Below are 19,617 nucleotides of genomic sequence, written 5' to 3'. Positions count from 1 at the left end.
TTCAGGAGCCCTGGCGGGATTCCTGCTCGGCCACACACGATTGGAAGAGCTCGCGCATCCAGGTCAGGCCCGGGTCGCCCTCGAAGTAACTGCTCCACTGAACCATCTCGACCAGGGGGGGAAATTCGATCGGCAGCGGCAGGATGCGGAGCGGCAGGAATCGCGCATAGAGCCTGGCCAGCCGGGAATGCATCGTCGCGACCAGGTCCGTGCCAACGAGCAGGTGGGGCACGGTGCAGAAGCTGGGGACGGTCACCTCGACCCGGCGCTCGTGCCCGAACCGCTCCAGGAAGCCCTGTTCGGCGGACGGTGCCTGTCGGCTGAGATTGACGCCGATATGCCCCAACTCCAGATATTGCTCCAGTGAGAGGGTATCGCCGACCCGGGCATTGCCGGTCCAGACGACGCAGCAGTAGGTCTCCTCGAAGAGGACTTCCCTGGGATGGAGGTCCAGGAGGTGTGTGTCTGGCGTGATGATGAAATCGAGCTCCCCCCGATGGAGGGCCTCGCCCGTGGCGGTTCCAGGGGGAGTGAGCTCCAGCGAAATTCCTGGCGCCACGCGCTTGAGCCGGCGCACCACGTCCGCGAGCAACACCTCCGTGATGTAATCGGACGTGACGATCCTGAAGGTGCGCTGGGCCGACGCCGGGTCGAAGCTGGGCTTCGTCTCGACCGCGGATTGGATGCGCAACAAGATGTCCCGGACCTTGTGAGCGAGGCTCTCCGCCCGGGGCGTCGGAACCATCTGGCGCCCGACCTGCACCAGGAGCTCGTCACCGAAGAACTCACGCAACCGCCCGAGCGCGCCGCTCATGGCCGATTGGCTCAAATGCAACCGGGCCGCCGCCCGAGAGACATTCCGCTCCTCGAGCAGGACATCGAGCGCCACCAGCAGGTTCAAATCCAGGTTCTGGAACCGCATGGCCCCATCATGCATCGGTGGGATCGATACATCGTATTGGAAAATACGACTTCTCCGATACCTCCGGGATCCTTAGTTAGTTTCCCATGAACATCATCGGACCCGACGCACTGGTCTTCGGTGTCGACGACGTGGCCGCCTGCGGCCAGTACCTGCTGGACTACGGCCTGCGTGGCGTGGACGTGAACGAGCAGGGCGGCCGTTTCGAGGCCCTCGACGGTACGCACATCGTCATCAAGCACCACGCCGACCCTAGTCTGCCGCCCGCGATGGGCACCGCCAGCCAACTGCGGGAGACCGTCTACGGTGTGGCCGACAGCGCCACCCTGGATCTCATCGCCGCCGAGCTCGGCCGTGACCGCGAGGTGCGCCGCGATGCCCATGGCCGCCTGCACACGGTGGATGACATGGGCTTCGCCCTGGCCTTCCAGGTCACCGTGCGGCGACCACTGACGCTGGCTGGCGAGACCGTCAACGCACCCGGCGGCGCCGCGCGGCGGCCCGTGAACGCGCTCGGCGTGGACCCGGCTCGCGCCGCGCTGCCGCGCACGTTGTCGCACGTGGTGTATTTCGTGCCCGACGCCGCCAGGGCCGAGGCCTTCTACGTCAAGCGCCTCGGCTTCACCTGCACCGACCGCTTCACCGGCGTGGGCCCCTTCCTGCGTCCGGCCGGCACGGCCGACCACCACACGCTGTTCATGATCCAGACCCCGCCGCAGATGAAGGGCATCGAGCACTTCACCTTCCACATGGGCGGCCCGACCGAGGTGATGCTGGCCGGCACCCGCTTCGTCGAGAAGGGCTATCAGTCGTTCTGGGGTCCGGGCCGGCACCGCTTCGGCTCCAACTGGTTCTGGTACTTCAACAGCCCGCTCGGCTGCCACGTCGAATACGACGCCGACATGGACCAGCACGACCTGTCCTGGACCGCACGCGAGGCGCCGATGAGCGCTGACGCCTCGCAGCTGTTCCTGTTCCAATACCGTACAAAATGGGCCCCGGGCGGCCCGCCGCCAGCCGGCGCCCCCGGTAAACACTGACATCGCCAGACATGAGCCGCGGGGTATTCCTGTGCCGGCTCGACGAGCTGCCCGACGGGCAGTCGCGCGGCTTCGATCCGCTGGGCGCGGGCCGCGACACCCTGCTGGTGGTGCGCCAGGGCCGGGACCTGCACGCCTGGCGCGATGATTGTCCTCACCAGCCCGGCACGGCCATGGCCTGGCGCAAGGACGCCTATCTCAACCGGGACGGCAGCCGCATCGTCTGCCACGCCCACGGCGCGCGGTTCGACATCGCCACCGGGCTCTGCACGCTCGGGCCCTGCCTGGGACAGGCGCTGACCCACGTGCCCCTGCAGCTGGATTCCGCTGATCACGTCTACGCCATACTCGAGGAGGAGTGACCATGGGCGAACAGGCCCGCTTTTCAATCGGTACCTTCGCGGTCGCGGGAAGTCCGTCCTTCCCCGGCCTCGTCATCGACAAACAGGTCGTCGCGCTCGAGGCGCTCGCGCCCCTCGCCGCCAGTCTCGGCCAGCCACTCGTTGGCACCGCCTCCGTCCAGGAGCTCCTCCTGGAGTGGCCGCGCAACTTCGCGACGCTCAGCCGGATCGCGGAGCTGCTGCGTGGCGGAGAGGCGCCTCGGGTGGCCTCGCTCCTGGTTCCAGTCGACAGGCTCCAGGTCCGAGCGCCGCTCCCGCAGCCGCGGCAGATCTATTGCTCGGGGGCGAACTACCGCAAGCACGTCATCGATCTCATCATCGACCAGAAGAGCCACCTCACGGAGAAGATGTCCGCCGAGGAGCGCCAGGCCTACGGTGAGAAGCTCATGGACGAGCGCGCGGCCAAGGGCAAGCCGTTCGTCTTCTTCAAGGCCTCGTCCGCGGTGGTGGGCCCCCATGACTCCGTCGTGCTGCCCCGCGACGTGAGCCAGCCCGACTGGGAGCTCGAGCTGGGTGTGGTGATCGGCCGGCCCGCCCGGCGCGTGTCCCGCGCGCAGGCGCTCGACTTCGTCGCCGGCTACGTGGTCGTGAACGATCTCACCAGCCGCGAGCTCGTCTACCGCCCGGACGTTCCGCAGATGGGAATGGATTGGATGGCCAGCAAGAGCTCGCCGACCTTCCTGCCCATGGGCCCCTACCTCGTACCCGCCGCCTTCGTGGGCAACCCGCAGGACCTGCGCATCACGCTCAAGCTCAATGGCGAGACCATGCAGGACGAGAGCACGGCCGACATGATCTTCGGTGTCGCGCGCCTCATCGAGTTCATCTCCTCCTACGTCCAGCTACTCCCAGGAGACGTGATCTGCACCGGCTCTCCCGCTGGAAATGGCACCCACTACAACCGCTTCCTGCGCCCGGGCGACGTCCTGGAGGGCTCCATCACCGGGCTCGGCACCCAGCGCAATCCCTGCATCGCCGAGGAAGGCTGAATCATGTCGACGCGTCACGAGCGGCGTCCCGTCGGACCACCCCAGGGCCAGCGGCTCGTGGTGGACCTCCACTGCCACGCCCTGAGCCTCGAAGTGGAGCGACTGGTCGCGGACCGGCCGGAGAAGAAGGCGGAGCCGCAGCTGCAACTCCGCGCCCAGGGTGAGGCCTCCACGCTGCACAACGCCACCGTCATGCTCCCGCGGGCGATGCCCAAGCTGACGGACATCGAGCTCCGCCTGCGCGACATGGACTCCATGGGCGTGGACGTCCAGGTGGTCAGCCCTTCACCCAACCAGTACTACTACTGGGCGGACGAGGAGCTCGCCCGCGAGATCGTCCGGGTCCAGAACGAGCACATCGCCTCCCTGGCGGACGGGCACCCGCGCCGCATCGTCGGGCTCGGCACGCTCGCCCCGCAGCACCCCCGGCTCGCCGTCGAGCAACTGGAGCACGGTGTCCGCCGCCTCGGGCTGCGCGGCTTCGAGGTGTCCTCTTCCGTGAACGGGCTCGAGCTGTCCGACAGCAGCCTGGAGCCGGTCTGGGCCAGGGCAGAGGAGCTCGGCTGTCTCATCTTCCTGCATCCGTTGGGGACGTCGCTGGGCGCGCGCCTGGACCGTTTCTACCTGTGCAACACCGTGGGCCAGCCGGTGGAGACCACGGTGGCGCTCTCCCATCTCATCTTCGGGGGCGTGCTGGATCGCTACCCGGGGCTCAAGCTCTGCGCGGCACACGGAGGGGGCTACCTGCCACACTACCTGGGCCGCTCCGACCACGCTTTCCGGGTCCGTCCCGAGGCTGGCCATATCCAACGCCCGCCCTCCGAGTACCTGAAGGGAATCTGGTTCGACACCGTCGTGCATGACCCCGAGGTCCTGCGGCGCCTCATCGACATCGTCGGGGCCTCGCAGGTGGTGGTCGGCACCGACTACCCCTTCGACATGGGCGCATACGACGTCCAGGCCCTGGTGGACGCCGTTCCAGGGCTGAGCGACGCGGAGCGCGCGCGGATCCTCGGCATCAACGCGGCCGAGCTGCTGGGCCTGGACGCGGCCGAGACGCAACGAACCTGAAGAGCCAAGGAGACATCCAAGATGGCCAGTGTGCGCAAGGTATTGATTGTCGGTGGTGGGATCGGCGGACTCTCGTTGGCCTCCGGCCTGCGGAACCGTGGCATCGAGGTCGACCTCGTCGAGGTCAAGAAGGAGTGGACCGTCTACGGCGTCGGCATCATCCAGCAATGCAACGTCATCCGGGCCATGGCCCAGCTGGGGCTGGCCGACCGCTTCCTCGGCGCGGGGTTCGCGTACGAGAACGTGGGGCTGTACACGGCGGAGGGACATCTTCTGCAAATGCTGCCAGGGGTGCGCGCGGCGGGGCCGGAGTACCCGGCCAACCTGGGCATCTCCCGGCTGGCTCTCCATCGCGTGCTCAGCTCCACGGCGGAGGAGCGGGGGGCCTCCATCCGTCTGGGCCTCACGGTCGAACACCTGGCGCAAGACCCCGACGGCGTCTCGGTCACGTTCACCGACGGCACGCGGGGCCGGTACGACCTCGTCGTGGGCGCCGACGGGCTCTTCTCCAAGGTCCGGACGATGATCCTCGGAAAGGAGCCGAAGCCGCGCTTCACGGGACAGGCGGTCTTCCGCCACAACTTCCCGCGCGCGCCCGAGATCGACCATCTGGCGGCCTTCTACGGGCGTCATCACAACGCCGGGCTCTGTCCCCTCTCCCAGGACCTGATGTACCTGTTCGTGACCTCCTCGGAGCCCGGGAACCCGTGGATGCCGGAGGACCGGCTCGCGGAGATCATGCGGGATCGCCTGAAGGAGTTCGGCGGGCTCATCGGCCGGTTGCGAGACCAGATCACCGACCCGAAGCAGGTCGTCTACAAGCCCATGGAGGTGATCTTCGTCCCCGAGCCCTGGTACCGGGGAAGGGTCGTGCTGATCGGCGATGCCGTGCATGCGACGACGCCGCACCTCGGGCAGGGAGCGGGCATGGCCATCGAGGACGCCGTGGTGCTCTCGGAGCTCCTCTCGGAGAACGCACCGATGGAGGCGCTCCTGTCCCGCTTCATGCAGCGGCGCTACGAGCGCTGCAAGTTCATCGTCGAGAGCTCGATCCAGATCGGTGACTGGGAGATGCAAGGCGCGTCCAACGCCGACCGGACCGGGATCGTGAAGAAGATGATGGAAGTCACGGCCCAGCCCATCTGACGCGAAGGTCCCACCCTCGGGTGCAAGGCGGCCGGGCGGGCGAGGGCCAGTCCGGAGGGCCCTGACTCACCGAGCGCCCAGGGCTTCACCACCCTCTCGGGACGGAGGCGTGGAATGCAAACCGAATCGGTGCCTGACGTACGTTGGTCGGAGCAGCCCGAGCGGCACCAGGAGCTTCACGCGGCGAAGGTCGAGAGGATCGCGCGGCAGCTTCGGCAACGGACGAGCACGCGGCCCGTGTCCCTCAAGAAGAAGACGCCTCCGCACCAGGTCCCCAAACGCAACGACCGGCGGCGGAGCGACGAGAAGATCGACCTGAGTGACCTCGATCAGATCCTCGAGATCGACCCCGTGGCGATGACCTGCACGGTCGAGCCCGCGGTCACCTTCGACGAGGTGGTCCGCGCCACCCTCCCCTACGGGCTCGCGCCCATCATCGTCCCCGAGCACAAGACCATCACCCTCGGGGGCGCCGTCGCGGGGTGCTCCATCGAGTCCATGTCCTTCCGGCACGGTGGCTTCCACGACACCTGCCTCGAATACGAGCTCATCACCGCCAAGGGGGACGTGCTGCACTGCTCCCCCGACCAGCACCCGCTCGTGTTCCAGATGATCCACGGCTCGTTCGGGACGCTCGGCATCCTCTCGAAGCTGAAGCTCAAGCTCGTGCACGTCGCGCCCTACGTGCACGTGACGTACGAGACCTACCCCACGCTCGAGGCCTTCCAGCAGGCCATCTGGCGCCACTTCACCGCCCAGGACGCCGACTACCTCGACGGGCAGATCTTCTCACCGACGAAGCACGTGCTGTGCGTGGGCCGCTTCGCGGAGCGCGCCCCGTACGTGAGCCGCTACGACTGGCTCAAGGCGTATTGCGAGAGCATTCCCCGGCTCTCCGAGGACTACCTCACCCTCTATGACTATCTCTTCCGCTACGACCGGGGCGTCACCCACGTCACGCCGAAGAGCCTCGTCGGCCGGGCGCTGTTCGGCAAGCTGGTGCACTCGGACAGCGTGCTGAGGGCCGCGGACCGCTTCCACCGCTTCCTGCCGGCGAAGAACCCGCAAGTCATCGTGGACGTGTTCGTCCCCTTCTCGCGCACGGCCGAGTTCATGGACTGGTATCACCGCGAGATGCACTTCTACCCGGTGTGGTGCGTCCCCTACCGGCGGATGCGGGACTACGAGTGGCTCACGCCCCAGTGGTGGTCCGGCGTACACGACCCGCTGTTCCTCGACCTCGCCGTCTACGGGCTTCCACAGCAAGCGGGCCGCAATCTCTACAAGGAATTCGAGGACGAGCTGCTGCGCGTCAACGGCACCAAGACGCTCATCTCGTACAACTACTACGACGAGCAGACCTTCTGGAGCCTCTGGAACAAGGACACCTACCAGGCCGTTAAACAGCTCACCGACCCGGACAACATCTTCCGCGACCTCTACACCAAGACGTGCCGGGCGGCGCTCGGACTGGAGGAGCCGACGCCCGGCTCCGGGACCACGGTGCACTAGACAGAGAGCCGTGCCCGCCCGGTGCCACCGCCGCCAGGACATTGGACCACGGCCTGGCGGCGCGAGCCGCTACCGTCCTGGACGGGGCGCCTCCCGGTGACGAGCGTGTGGCCTCCGTCCCCCGAGGTGCCCCTTGGCAGCACAACCGCCCAAGAAGATGGCGCGTGACCGGCCTACCCAGAAAGAAGGCAGGTTCTTGCCTCGTGTGATAGTCGTCCTGGCGAAGTGAGCGGGTATTGCTTGCTTGGGCGCAGCCGCTTGGGGTGCTTCCGGAGGGCACGCACGATGAGGACCTACCCGCGGGCCGTGCTGCTGGCGGCTGTGCTGCTCTCCACCGGCTGCATCACGCTGGCGCCGCGACAGGGTGGCAGCCCCACGGAGGGCTCCCACGCCTTCTCCACGTTGCGAGGGGCGGAGGCCCATACGCCCTCGTTCGAGGCAACCTCGCCTCTTGCGTCTACCGAGCTGGGCGAGCACTCCCTCTCCGCAGAGCCGGACGAGCAGGAGCGGCTGCACCGCCGCCGCAGTGCCCACGGACTGGGCCCAGATACCGCCCTGGCGAGTGCGGGCGAGACGCCCTCATACGAGGTGGCCAGCAAGGGGCCAGTCCCCCAGGAGCCGCCCTCGTGCGGAGGACAAGCCGTACCCCCGGGCTGGCCCGACTTCTCCTCCAGTGACAAGGAGGCACTGCTCGCCCCCTTCCTCACGTGCACCTCGCCCGCCGAATACGTCGCACTCCAGGAACGGGTGGACATGCCCCGGCTGGTGGAGTCACTGACGGACTGGGATGCCGTGCGACTTGGCTCCCTGGGGCCCGTGCGTGAGGACGCCGCCGGCATTCTCAACCGCAAGCGTCTCTCGTTCCTCCTCCATGCCACCGACAAGTATGGAGTCGCCCATGCCGAGGTGTTCATCCGCGTCCTCCTCGACTCGGCCCATGACGATGAGCTGCGGGAGATTCTCTTCTGGCTGGCCAGGAACAAGCGGCTGGAGACCACGTTGGGGCTGATGCCGAGGGCCCGTGCGGAGTTGGAGGCGCGAAGCCTGAAGCTCTCGGCCCGTCCGGACAGGGACTTCCAACCCGGAGACCTGCTGCGAGGCGCAGGCCGTGCCGTCACCGACCTGCTCACCCACGAGCAGGAGAAGAATGCCTGGTACACCCACTACACCCGGCAACGAAGCCAGCTCCCACCGTCCTACCAGCAGGACCTCGACGAGGTGGAGCGGAAGGCGGCGAAACAGCACTACTCGGCGAGCAACGTGGTGCTGGGCAGCGTGGACCACCTCACCTTCGGCGTGCCGCTGGGCTTCTACTACCTCGGGGCGGGTACGGGCCACGGGCTGTACTCGCTCTCGCAGGGCGAGTACGAGCAGGCCATTCGCGAGCTGACGCCCGTCGCGCTGCTGGCAACCCTGTACGTGGGTGGCAAGGGCGTGCGCACGCTCTACGAGGCCCGGGGAGGAGGAGCCGGACTCCAGAGGGGACTCGAGACGGTGCGGGTGCCAGTGAGTCTCCTCGCCGAGAAGACGCGGGAACTGCAAGCACGGCTGGGCGCGGGCGTAGAAGGACTCCGAGAGCTGGCCCGGTACATACAGGCCAGACGTGAGGCGGGCCGCTTCGTGGCCTTGGGGGGAATGGACGCCGCGCTGGCCCTGTACGAGGCCCGGGGGGATGTGGCCAAGGCGCGGCCACTCATGTCCAAGGCCAGGCCCGGGGCTACGGCCGCCGCGGCGGACGAGGCCGCACGCCCCTTTCCCATGAAGGTCTCGGCCACGGAGCGTCAGAGCACCCTGGCCTCGCTGGTGGACGAGGGGGTTGGCCACACGCCGTCGGTGGTGGAGGCAAAGCTCGCGGCGGTGGAGGTCGAGGCCACGGGCCCGCGCCTACCCAAGGACGCGAAGGTGCTGAAACAGCACCAACCCTCCATCGACGCGGCGCCGCCCGAGGCCCGTGGCAATCCGCGCTGGCGCGAGTACGTCGACTATTACGAGAAGCGCTTGAACGAGGTGGAGAAGGGCACGGCCGCCGAGGGCCCCCTCAAGTGGGCGCCCTACGAGCGGATGCGCGCGTGGTTTGCCCGGGGGATGGCCTTCGAGCGCGACATGGTGAAGCTGCTGAAGGCTGACTCGGAGAAGCCTCGGGCCCAGCGCAGCTTCCTCGGGGACTTCGACAAGCCCCGCATTGAAACGCAGGTGGGCGTGAGGAAGCCGGGCCCCGGCCTGCGCTACGTGGATGTGCTCGTCATCGAAGAGGGCGAGCTCGGCGGGCAGCCGCGGCGCGTGGAGACGTTCAGTTTTAAGAGCCGCGATCTCTCGCAACTAGGAGACAGGGCTCTGGAATCGCAGATGAAGGCGGACGCGAGCGAGGCCCTGAGACATTACGGCGAGACGCTGGACATCCGCCGAAACTCCATCCAGTCCATTCTCCCTGAGGGCAGCGAGGTTCAGGTCGTGAAGGTACGCCTCATCTACGAGGGCGGCAACCTCAAACCCACGAATGCAAACTACTTGGATGCGGCTGTGAATGCGACCGAGTCATCCGTGCCGGGTGTGGAGGTGTCGTTCCAATGAAAGTGCTGGAGTTTCACGGCCTGAAAGAGGACCACCTTTGGCTCACTTTCAAAGCGGGTTTCGAGCCGCAGGTGGCAAAGGAGACCGAGTTGGAGCCCTTGCTCCTTGCCCTTGAAGAGCACGCCGACGGGTGGATGCCAGACGTCATTGAAGGCAAGCGGCGACGCAAGTACAACCGTCCCGCCGTATGGAAGGCACTGGAGGAGGAGCGCCACGCAAGAGTAACGACCATCGGATTGTATCGGGCGGAGTGGCCTGCGTTGGACATGACGCTGCGACTCCGGTCCCCACCTCTGGCTCCCGAACTGGACCTCACAATCAAGGTAAAGCCGCTCTCCGTTTTTGCGGAGGACGAGCGCTGCCGCCAATTCATCGAGATGGTGCGTGCCTGGGCCTCCCGCTACCGTGTCTCCCATGCTGCGGCCCACAGCGCAGATGACGCGGAGCTGGCGGGCTCCCCCCGCTTCGGGCGCGACGAGAAGATTTCTCGGAGGGACGGGTTCGACAAGATTTATGAGATGTTCTGGCTCAATGTCTTCGGCCCCAAACTGGTGGAAACCGTGGGCCGCGAGCGCATGCTCTCCACGCCCGCTCACCGGGTGGAGGAATTGCCCAACGGCTCGGTGCTCCTGGTGACATGGCCCACAGCCGCGGATTTCGCCGGCGACAAGGCGCGGCTCGCGCAGGCCCGCGCCCACGCCCACCTTCGGCCGGACCTGGACTTCGACACGGTGCTGCGCAGCCTGCGCGAGCGTAGCGCCGCACTCGCGCCCGTGGAGCCCCGCTTTCCTCCGGACCTGGCCCCGCTCCTCTCCCGAGTGGTGGACCGCGCCGCCAGCCACGAGCGCCAGCGGAGGATTGCCGCGCTCAACGCCTGGAGACCTCCCGAGCCCGAGGAATGGCGACCCGCCGACTCCGCCCTCCCCCCGGACATAGAGAATCCAGAGCATGCTCTCCAGCAGTACAGCCTCTACGCCGAGCACCTCGTGGCTCTGCTGCACTCGGAGGTGCCCTCCGTCTCCGAGACAACGCCCGAGTCGCTCACGGATGCCGACTTCTATTTCTGGCACGAGGAGTTCCCGACGAGCCGCCTACGGGAGGCCATTGACGAGCACGCGGTGCCCGCCATTGGCGCGTACCTGGGTGAGGTGCTGGTACGCCACCTGGGCGGCAGGTGGATTCCGCGCCAGAAGCTCGAGGAGGCCCAGGTGCTCGTGGGCGACCGCGTGTGGTTACCCTTCGTCCGGGCCCGCAACTACATGCGCTCGCGACAGTCGCTCCTGGACTACTCCCTTACCTACCTCTACCGCATTGCCGAGCGGCACCGCGGCTAAGGAGAAGACAGATGCTGGTGGACCAGACGCTGGAGTGAGCGGGAAGCACCTGTCACACAAAGGTTGGCGCCAAGGGCTTTACGGCATCACGATATTCAGATATTCGAATATCGTCATGTCCGCCGCCACAGCCCTCGACGTCCAACCTGCCTCCCGCCTCTTCAAGGCGCTGGGCGATGAGACCCGCCTGCGCATCGTGGCGCTGCTCTCCCACGGGGAGTTGTGCGTCTGCCACCTGGAATCCGCCCTCGGGTTGACGCAATCCAACACCTCCCGCCAGCTCAGCGTGCTCCGGGCGGCCGGCGTGGTGGAGCCCCGTAGAGAAGGGAGTTGGGTCTATTACCGGCTCGCGCCCCAGCTCGACGAGGTGTGCAAGCAGCAGCTCAAGGCGCTCGTCAGCACCTTCGGCAAGCAGGAGACACTCCGAAAGGACGTGGAACAGCTCCTCGAGAAGCGTGGGCCCAACTCCTGCCGGTGAGCTTCGGGCTTCCCTTCAGACTTCTTCCTCTCGACCCTGGTGACTCCATGAAGACCGTCATCTTCGCCTGTGTCCACAACGCCGGGCGCTCGCAAATGGCCGCCGCCTTCTTCAACGCGCTGGCCAATCCCGCCACCGCCCGAGCCCTCTCCGCTGGTACTCAGCCCGGTGAGCGTGTCCACCCCGAGGTGCGAGCGGCCATGGCCGAGGTGGGCATCGACGTGTCGGGCGCGAAACCCCAGCGGCTCACCGACGAGCTGGCGCAGGGGGCTTCCATGCTCATCACCATGGGGTGCGGCGAAGCCTGCCCCTACGTGCCAGGCCTCGTGCGCGAGGATTGGCCGCTGGAGGACCCCAAGGGCAAGCCCGTGGAGCGGGTCCGGCAGATTCGCGATGAGGTGCGCTCCCGCGTGTCGGAGCTGCTGGCCCGGGAAGGCTGGACGTGAATCGCGAAGGCCAGCCCCGTGCGAGTCGGCTGGCCGCTGTCTTGCGCATCATCCTGGGCCTCGCACAGATGTTCGGTGCGACCTTCTCCGCCGTGCTGCTGCTTCGGACAGGGGTGAACGCAGCCTCATTGGGGGCCACGGCCATCACCCTCATGCTCACGGTGCTGAGCCGGGTTCTCTTCAGGGGACGATGAGGCCCGGGCTCGTGAGTGCGGGAACCTCCAGGGACGTGGATGAGACCGGAGAAGTGGGCCTCTACCACACCTCCCACCCGGCAGTGCATGGCGGCTCGCTCAAGACAGGTACTCCGTCGGCCCCAAGCCAGCTGGAGTCAGTTCTTTCAGGGGTGCTCTTGCATGAAAGGAAGGGGCACCTTCCGGGCGCGTTCCGGACGAACTGGTCTGACAGTCAGACCAGTTGCTCCCGAGCGATTACGACTCCGGGGGCGGTCTGTCGAGGCCCCTTAGCTGCTCCTCGGCCATCTCGCGGTATAGCGGCACGACCTCCACGGCCAGCACGTCGCGCATCTGCTGACGCGCACCTTCGAGATCGCCCGCGTCTCGGAGGCTCGTCATCCGGTACATCGAGCGCAGGAATCGGCGCTCCCCCTTCTGGAAGCGCGAGAGAATCATCCCCATGAGGGCCTCGGCGCCTTCCGGGCTCTTGAGGGCTTCTTCGGTCTCGGCTTCGCTGACAGCTGCCATGGGAGCAGTCCGGCGTAGAAGGGCGCGCAAGTCGTCCGTGAGTTCCAGGGCGTGCCCCTGCTGGATGCGCTGCGTGAGAACGGCGAGTTGATCTCGGTCGGGCAGGTCCGGATTGAGCCGCCCGGTTGCGCGCACCTCCGCAAGCCCGGCAAACCTCTCAAGGGTTCTTTCGGCCTGCTCCCGGTAGAGGGGAACGACCTCCACGGCGAGCACGTCGCGCATGACTTGCTGTGCCCCGTCGAGGTCCCCTTTCTGCTGGAGTTCGTCCACCCGGTCTTGAGCCTTGCCGAGTCGCTTCGACCCTTCCCGGATGCGTTGGCGGATCTCCCGTAGCAGGGTCGTTGCAGCGGGCAGACTGCGCAAAGCATCTTCCGCGTCCTGCTGGCTGATGGCCACCTCTCGGGCACTCTTGAACAGCAGGGCTCGGGTATCTGCTGAAAGCTCCAGCGGCTCGCTACGTTCAAGCACTCTTTGCGCCAAGTCCCTGATAGGGCCCCAATCGATTTTTTCGGACATGATTCCTCGCCTTACTCCCGGGGATGGCACCAATCGCGGGGCCAATCATGCTGACCCTCACAGTACCGCAAGCAATCGTCACACTTGCCCGTCCATCCGCGATTCTGGCACCTCACGTACAACCGGATGCACTCCTGCTTCCACTCAGGCAGGGATGCGTTGTTGGCGAAATCGTCCTCGTCCTCGTCGGCGCGCACGGCTCGTAGCACCTGCTCGACCTCTGAGGGCGAGGCGCCACAGGCCCCTACCGGGTCAAGAGGGTGCTTCTTGATGCAGCAGGTCATGGTGGAGTCTCCCGGCCGGCAGTCCGCCGGGCCCAGAGCAGCAGTTCCTGCCGAGCAACCCGACGCGAGAACGCCCCACAGCACAGCCGCCCCGAGACGAAGGGCACAATTCATGTTTTTCGTGAGCACTACAGCACTCTGGCCGAGCACCTCGTGGCGCTGATGCACACGAAGGTGCCGTCCGTTCTCAAGGCAACATGGCTTTCATTTTTGGCCTGACTTCCTGTCTTGCCGTGTCGTTGAACGGAATCGGCCCGCTCCTACCACTCGGGAAAGGACCCGGCGGTAGGATCACGACAAGCCGAAGCCCACCTGATATCCAACGCCCACCTCCTGACACGTTGGGAAGAGGGCCGGCTCGTGACACAGCAACACGTCGGGAAATACCAATTGGTGCGCAAGCTTGCCTCGGGCGGAATGGCCGAGGTGTTCCTCGCCAAGGCCGCGGGACCCATGGGCTTCGAGAAGACCCTGGTCCTCAAGCGCATCCTGCCCGAGCTGGCCGAGGAGACCTCCTTCGTCCAGATGTTCCTGTCCGAGGCCCGGCTCGCCGCCCGGCTCACGCACCCGAACATCGTGCAGATCTTCGACTTCGGCGAGTCCGAGGGCACCTACTTCCTGGCCATGGAGTACATCGACGGGCCCAGTCTGCGCACGCTCATCAAGCGCGCCGCCGCCCAGGGACTGTCCCTTCCCCCCACCGTGTGCGCCCGGCTCATCGCCCATGCCTGCGAGGGGCTCGCCTTCGCCCATGACTTCACCGACCCCGAGACGGGCGCGCCGATGGGCCTCATCCACCGCGACGTCAGCTCGGACAACATCCTGCTATCCCGGCAGGGCGCGGTGAAGGTGGTGGACTTCGGCATCGCCAAGGCCGCCGGACAGAGCCACAAGACGGAGAGCGGCGTCATCAAGGGCAAGCTCGCGTACATGCCGCCCGAACAGCTGCGCGCCAAGGAGCTGGACCGGCGCGCGGACGTGTACGCGCTCGGGGTGGTGCTCTACGAGCTGCTCACGGGCCAGCGGCCGTACGCCGCGGCGTCGGACGCCGGGCTGATGCAGGCCATCCTCTACGAGCAGCCCATCCCGGCGGCCAAGCACCGTCCGGACCTCCCCCAGCCCCTGCGGCGGATTCTCAGCAAGGCGCTCGCCAAGGAGCGCGAGCAACGCTACCCGGACTGCCATGCCCTCCAGGCCGACCTGGAGGCCTTCATCGTCTCCGTCGGCAGGCCCGTGATGACGCAGCAGGTGGCCCAGCTCATCCACCAGACCTCCACGAACCCGGAGCTCCCCGCCCTCTCGCAGCCCCTCCCTCCGGCGCTCACGCCCCCACCTCCGGCTTCACTCGCCGAGCCACCGTTCCTCGTCAGGAAGCGTCCCGCCCCGTCCTCGAACGAGGCGGTGACGGCGAACCAGCGCGCGCCCCAGGCGCCGAAAGAGGAGGAACCCAGGGCCCTCGTCACACCTCCGCCCCGGCGCCTCGAGCGCGAGCCGATGACCGTCCAGGCGCGGATTCCCGCCGCGTCCCGCCGGCCCACCCCGCCGCCCGTCGACGTGGACCACCAGGAGCAGCGGCCGACACGGGCGGACTCCCCCGTGTGGCGCCCCGTCATGTCGGCGGAGAAGCCCCGGTCCTCGAACCGGTGGGTACCCACCCTGCTGGGTGGCCTGATGGTCGTGGCGGGCGGCGGCGTGGTGTCCTCGAAGACGTGCGCCCAGCCAGAGGTTCAGGGGACCGCGCTCGCGGCGGAGCTCCCGCGAGCCCAGCCGACGGTGGCACTCGCCAAGCCGCCCGAAACGGGCCTTCCGCCAAGCCCCGAGGCCGATGAGCCAGACACGGGGCTCGCGGTTGCCCCCGAGCCGGTGCCCGCGGAGCAACCGGCTCAGGAGCGCTCGCCCGTTAAACCCAAGCAGCCCGCTCCAGGGACATCCAGGGGCGCGTTCAAGGGCACCCTGGAGCTGCGCGTCCGGCCCTACGCCACCGTCTACGTCGACGGCAAGAGGATGGGAGACACCCCCCTGCGCCCCCTGGAGTTGCCCGCGGGGCCTCACACCGTGAAGCTGGTCAACCCGAGCATTCCCAAGGAGAAGCTGCTCGTCGTCGACGTCAAGGCCGGACAGAACAGCCTCGAGAAGATCAACCTCCTGGAGGATTGAGGAGGGGGGCTCCCCCGGCGGGAGCAGGGACCGCGGCGTCGGCTTCGCTCCACTTCCCCGGCCAGGCGTCGATGTCTTCAGCGGCCTCCGCCAAGTTGTCGCTGAAGCCGGCCTCCCGGACCCGCTGACCCAGGAGGAACAGCTCCTTCCTCGCGGCGCTCCGGTTCGCGGCCTTCATGCTGGGGATCTGGTTCTGGAGGAGCAGCAACCGCCGCATGAGCCGTTCGCACTCAACGGCGACGGCCGCGCGGCACCCGAACAGATTCGTCGGTGCCTGCTGGGACGGCAAGCTCACCACGGGCAAGATGGGGGCTTCGGGCAGAGGCACATCCTGCTCCTCGTCCCCGAGCTCCCAGAGCTCCTCGGGCACGGAGGACTTCGCCATGCGCCAGTCCTCGTTGGACGGGTAGACCGCGTACAGGTGGGCGATCCGGTCGATCTCCTGACCCACGCGCATCCACTCGGTGCCCGTCCCCGCTTCCGTGATCCGGGTCTTCAAGTCCGACAAGGTCTCGGCCACCTTGCCTCCACGAATCCCTTTCAAGCACAGCATTCGCTCCATCACGGCCAGGCGCCACAGTTGCTGTGCCTTCAAGGTTCTGCCCGTGATCGCGATGCGCGCGGAGGGGCAATCCGACGGAGCCTTCACCGCGGCGGGGCGCGCCTCGTCAGCGGAGGTCAGCTCCTCCTGGAGCCTTCGCCGGAAGGCCTCGAAGTGACTCTGGATCTTGGGGGCGACCTGCTCGGGAAGCCTCGCATCCTCCCGGATCAGCAGCGCCATCTGGAAGGCATCGCCAGACTCCACGTGCTTTCCCATGTCATACAAGACGATGCCCTCGTAGAGGGACAGGACGGCCAGCTCGGACGTTCCCAGCGGGCTCTGACGCGCGAGCTGGATTTGATCGAACGCCTGCTCGTACTCCATCTGCCGGTAGAGACGGCTGATCGTACCGAGCGTGGCCCTGAAATTGACGGCCCCCTCCTTTTTCAGGTTGACGACCTCCTCCCCCTTCTCCTCTGCCCGCGCGGAGAGCAACGGCATCGAGGAGAGGAACACGACGACGGGGACGACTCTCTTGTGGAACAGGGTACGCACGTGACGGCTCGTCTTCTGGGCTGGGGGGCTTCGACCTCAGTAAAGGGTCGGATCACCTCGTCCGCAACAAGTCCGTCACCCTGACTGCGCGGTTGACATGTCGGCCGACACATCCGCGGAGCCGGTTGACACGTCAGGCGACACAGACACGTGTATCAGCTTTGCAAATTTTCACGGCATTCATGGTTTTTCGCCTTTGTCCTTGACGCAAAAGGACGTTGAGAATTTCTATTACCCAGACGCCGCTCCACGCCACGCTCATTCGTGTCCCGGTGCGGCCCGGGAAGGAAATCCATGCACTCCGCTGGCCTTGCTGGTGGATCCGCGCGGGCAGGTCCACGCAACGAGCGGCGTCCTGCCGACGAAGGCCATCGGAGTCCCGTCGGATCAGTATGCCGGCGCCATCGCCGCGCTGGAGGTGACGTTCCTGTCCGCGCCACTCATGATGGGCGGCAACTGGCTGGAGTCGGCCAACTTCACGCCCCCCGACACGACGGCCCGCTTCGCGGGGGAGCAGCTCCTCTGCGAGGGGTGGCTGAAGCTGTCCAGCACGGAGACCAGCGGAAACGGGACTCGAGAATGACGACACCCATTCAAGCCTTCGCCTTCGACTTCTCCTGGCCATTGCAGGGGCAGGATCAACCCCTCGCGAACCAGATCCTCATCACGGACAAGCCCAACGCGGCGGACACCGTGACGGTGCTGGTCCAGTGCCTGGCGAATCCAGGGGTGACGATCATCCTGGAGCCACAGACGAACCCGGTCGCGAGCGCCAGCAATCACCACTTCGAGCTCTACTTCGACCCGAACGCGATCGCTGGGGCCAGCGGCATCAAGGTGAGTGACACGGCGCAATGGTCCTTCGCCTGCGTGCAGCACCCGACGGACGCGAGCGACTCCAAGGCCGGAGTGTCCCTGTACCTGCTCAGCAAGAGCACTCTGCGCATCAATCCGCAGAGCCCCCTGGCCTTGAACGTCACGAACATCGGCGCTACCTCGCGGGGTGGCGAGCGCTCCAGCGTGGCGACCTTCACCTGGAGTAAATCGTCCTCCGTCGTGAAGTTCGAAAACTCCTCGTCCCCGATTTTCATCCCTGGACAGGACAATCCCTATCAACTGACCGAGCAAAGGACGTTCGACATCGTGAGTCCTCCGAGCAACGCCGCCGCGAGCCCCCTGCCCCTCTACGCGTCCTTCAGCACCCCCAACGTCGTCGCCAACGACGGCACCTCCAAGAACCTGCTGGTGGTGCGGCTGGTGAACACGAGCCAGGACGCCATCACCCTGAGCCCATCGGGCAGCGACAGCCCCACCCAGCTCGTGCTCTTCTTCGACACGTCGAGCAGTAACAACGACCGCTGGGCACTCTCGGCCGACAGCCACGTGCACGCCTTCTATCTGCCCGGAAAGGAGGACGGCTCTGGCATCAACACGAGCTGGTCCGGCCACGGGAGCTGGCAGGTCAGCGGGCCCGATGACTCGAATCGTTGGACGCTCACCCCCATGGCCGGCAAGACCCGCCTGGCCCCGGGCGAGAGCCTGGAGATCCCCATCTCCAACATCGTCACGGAGTACGCGACGGGACAGACGACGCTGCACCTGCGGTACGAGGACTTCCCGGACCATCCGGATGGGGAGGCGCAGCTGCCCATCCAGAAGCTGCCCATGTTCTATCAGAACAACGTGCTCTACCGGGTGGGAGTCAACACGACGGCCCCCGAGGAGCAACTGCACGTCGCGAACGGGGGGAACCTGCGCGTCGACGGCCAGTACAAGAGCTGGGGCCCGATCGATTTCCAGCCGAACACCGACAAGACACCAGCCAACGAGGACCTGCTCCGGCTCCGGGACATGAACGGGAACGTGGTCATGACCGGCACCAGCAACGGCAAGCTGGGCCTTGGCACGACCAGTCCGAGCGAGACGCTCGAGGTGCATACGGGGTCGGGATCGTATGGAATCACCCACACCGATGGGACCGTGAAGGTCTCGAGCTATCTCAACAGCGCGGGAGGCTGGCTGGGGACCCAGTCGAACCACAACCTCTCGCTCTTCACCAACAACGGCCCTGCACAGGTGGTGCTGAACACCGCGGGGAACCTCAGCATCAACTCGGGGAACCTCAGCATCAACTCGGGGAGCCTCGGCATCGGCACGACGAGCCCGGCGGACAAGCTCGAGGTGCATACGGGGTCGGGGTCGTATGGAATCACCCACACCGACGGGACCGTGAAGGTCTCGAGCTATGTCAGCGGCGCGGGAGGCTGGCTGGGAACCCGGTCGAACCACAACCTCTCGTTCTTCACCAACGGCGGCCATGCACAGGTGGTGCTGAACACCGCGGGGAACGTCGGCATCGGCACGACGGGCCCGGCGGAGAGGCTGCACATCACGGGTGGGGACCTGCGGGTCGACGGTGCGATCAAGAGCTACGGCCCCATCAATCTCTACCCCAACGTCGACAAGACGCCAGCGAATGAGGATCTGCTCCGGATCCAAGACATGTCTGGAAGCCGGGTCCTCACGGTCCGGAGTGACGGCAAGGTGGGTATCGGGACAATGGATCCCGCGGCGGCCTTGGATGTGGTCGGAGGGATCCGACTCAATGGTCAGCAGTTCATGAGGTGCGAGAACTACTCGGGGAGTGGCCGGACCCATTACCAGACGAGTTACTCCACAGCGGATTGGGTCCCGGTCCTCGCCGGCTTTTCGCTCCCCACCCACAAGGACGACTCGCACGGACAGGAGACCTACTTCTACCAGTCCGGCGGCAGGTGGTACATCTACATCAATACCGTGTACCACGACGCTGGCGGATGGACGCTCCAGGTCCTGTTCATCAGAAGCCAACTCGTGAGTGGTACCTGGACAGCGACGAGCTGACGGCCACGCAGCGCGCCAACTGGTCCAACCATCGGACCAGTTGCTCCCAAGCCTCCACGAATCGCTT

General features: G+C 66.5%; 17 protein-coding genes. 14 read left to right on the top strand and 3 right to left on the bottom strand.

Annotated elements, in window-relative coordinates:
* Nucleotide 1: 1 nt before the first annotated feature.
* Entirely contained in the window at nt 2-922 is a 921-nt protein-coding gene (locus JRI60_RS23415; RefSeq protein ID WP_204228118.1) for a LysR family transcriptional regulator, read from the bottom strand.
* 86 nt (nt 923-1,008) lie between these two features.
* On the opposite strand from JRI60_RS23415, the gene JRI60_RS23410 reads away from it, so the two are divergent.
* From JRI60_RS23410 to JRI60_RS23360, 11 genes are all read left to right on the top strand, one after another.
* Nucleotides 1,009-1,962 (top strand): VOC family protein, encoded by a 954-nt coding sequence (locus JRI60_RS23410; protein ID WP_204228117.1) that lies wholly within the window; start codon nt 1,009-1,011, stop codon nt 1,960-1,962.
* Between the two features lie 11 nt (nt 1,963-1,973).
* Nucleotides 1,974-2,324, top strand: a complete 351-nt coding sequence (locus JRI60_RS23405) for a Rieske (2Fe-2S) protein (RefSeq protein WP_204228115.1) — start codon at nt 1,974-1,976, stop codon at nt 2,322-2,324.
* A gap of 2 nt (nt 2,325-2,326) precedes the next feature.
* Nucleotides 2,327-3,352 carry a fumarylacetoacetate hydrolase family protein gene (locus tag JRI60_RS23400; protein WP_204228112.1) on the top strand — a complete coding sequence of 342 codons (1,026 nt, stop codon included), beginning with the start codon at nt 2,327-2,329 and terminating at the stop codon, nt 3,350-3,352.
* A gap of 3 nt (nt 3,353-3,355) precedes the next feature.
* The gene (locus tag JRI60_RS23395; RefSeq protein ID WP_204228110.1) at nt 3,356-4,423 is read left to right on the top strand and encodes an amidohydrolase family protein; all 1,068 of its coding nucleotides are present in this window, start codon (nt 3,356-3,358) and stop codon (nt 4,421-4,423) included.
* Between the two features lie 21 nt (nt 4,424-4,444).
* The gene (locus JRI60_RS23390) at nt 4,445-5,569 is read left to right on the top strand and encodes an FAD-dependent oxidoreductase (RefSeq protein WP_204228108.1); all 1,125 of its coding nucleotides are present in this window, start codon (nt 4,445-4,447) and stop codon (nt 5,567-5,569) included.
* Between the two features lie 114 nt (nt 5,570-5,683).
* Nucleotides 5,684-7,081 carry an FAD-binding oxidoreductase gene (locus JRI60_RS23385; protein WP_204228107.1) on the top strand — a complete coding sequence of 466 codons (1,398 nt, stop codon included), beginning with the start codon at nt 5,684-5,686 and terminating at the stop codon, nt 7,079-7,081.
* Nucleotides 7,082-7,366: 285 nt separating this feature from the next.
* The gene (locus JRI60_RS23380) at nt 7,367-9,652 is read left to right on the top strand and encodes a hypothetical protein (RefSeq protein WP_239470680.1); all 2,286 of its coding nucleotides are present in this window, start codon (nt 7,367-7,369) and stop codon (nt 9,650-9,652) included.
* On the top strand, nt 9,649-10,986 hold the full coding sequence (locus tag JRI60_RS23375; protein WP_204228105.1) for a hypothetical protein: 1,338 nt from the start codon (nt 9,649-9,651) through the stop codon (nt 10,984-10,986). The genes JRI60_RS23380 and JRI60_RS23375 overlap by 4 nt, the downstream gene beginning before the upstream one ends.
* A gap of 115 nt (nt 10,987-11,101) precedes the next feature.
* Nucleotides 11,102-11,464 carry an ArsR/SmtB family transcription factor gene (locus tag JRI60_RS23370; protein WP_204228103.1) on the top strand — a complete coding sequence of 121 codons (363 nt, stop codon included), beginning with the start codon at nt 11,102-11,104 and terminating at the stop codon, nt 11,462-11,464.
* A gap of 47 nt (nt 11,465-11,511) precedes the next feature.
* The gene (locus JRI60_RS23365; protein ID WP_204228101.1) at nt 11,512-11,910 is read left to right on the top strand and encodes an arsenate reductase ArsC; all 399 of its coding nucleotides are present in this window, start codon (nt 11,512-11,514) and stop codon (nt 11,908-11,910) included.
* Complete coding sequence (locus JRI60_RS23360; RefSeq protein WP_204228100.1) at nt 11,907-12,104, top strand: hypothetical protein; 198 nt, start codon at nt 11,907-11,909, stop codon at nt 12,102-12,104. The genes JRI60_RS23365 and JRI60_RS23360 overlap by 4 nt, the downstream gene beginning before the upstream one ends.
* A gap of 237 nt (nt 12,105-12,341) precedes the next feature.
* Here the strand turns inward: JRI60_RS23360 and JRI60_RS23355 are convergent, their stop codons facing one another.
* Nucleotides 12,342-13,130, bottom strand: a complete 789-nt coding sequence (locus JRI60_RS23355; protein WP_204228099.1) for a DUSAM domain-containing protein — start codon at nt 13,128-13,130, stop codon at nt 12,342-12,344.
* Nucleotides 13,131-13,831: 701 nt separating this feature from the next.
* On the opposite strand from JRI60_RS23355, the gene JRI60_RS23350 reads away from it, so the two are divergent.
* Entirely contained in the window at nt 13,832-15,571 is a 1,740-nt protein-coding gene (locus JRI60_RS23350; RefSeq protein ID WP_239470833.1) for a serine/threonine-protein kinase, read from the top strand.
* On the opposite strand, the gene JRI60_RS23345 is transcribed toward JRI60_RS23350, so the two are convergent.
* The gene (locus tag JRI60_RS23345; protein ID WP_204228096.1) at nt 15,552-16,667 is read right to left on the bottom strand and encodes a hypothetical protein; all 1,116 of its coding nucleotides are present in this window, start codon (nt 16,665-16,667) and stop codon (nt 15,552-15,554) included. The genes JRI60_RS23350 and JRI60_RS23345 overlap by 20 nt on opposite strands.
* Nucleotides 16,668-16,977: 310 nt before the next feature.
* Between JRI60_RS23345 and JRI60_RS23340 the strand changes: the two genes are divergently transcribed.
* Together JRI60_RS23340 and JRI60_RS23335 are read left to right on the top strand one after the other, a co-directional pair.
* On the top strand, nt 16,978-17,250 hold the full coding sequence (locus JRI60_RS23340; protein ID WP_204228095.1) for a hypothetical protein: 273 nt from the start codon (nt 16,978-16,980) through the stop codon (nt 17,248-17,250).
* Entirely contained in the window at nt 17,247-19,550 is a 2,304-nt protein-coding gene (locus tag JRI60_RS23335; RefSeq protein ID WP_204228094.1) for a hypothetical protein, read from the top strand. The genes JRI60_RS23340 and JRI60_RS23335 overlap by 4 nt, the downstream gene beginning before the upstream one ends.
* Nucleotides 19,551-19,617 lie beyond the last annotated feature (67 nt).

Origin of the sequence: Archangium violaceum (assembly GCF_016887565.1) — a bacterium.
Taxonomy (GTDB): domain Bacteria; phylum Myxococcota; class Myxococcia; order Myxococcales; family Myxococcaceae; genus Archangium; species Archangium violaceum_B.
The sequence above is the reverse complement of the archived record's forward strand: the minus strand, read 5'-3'. Positions and strand labels throughout refer to the sequence as shown.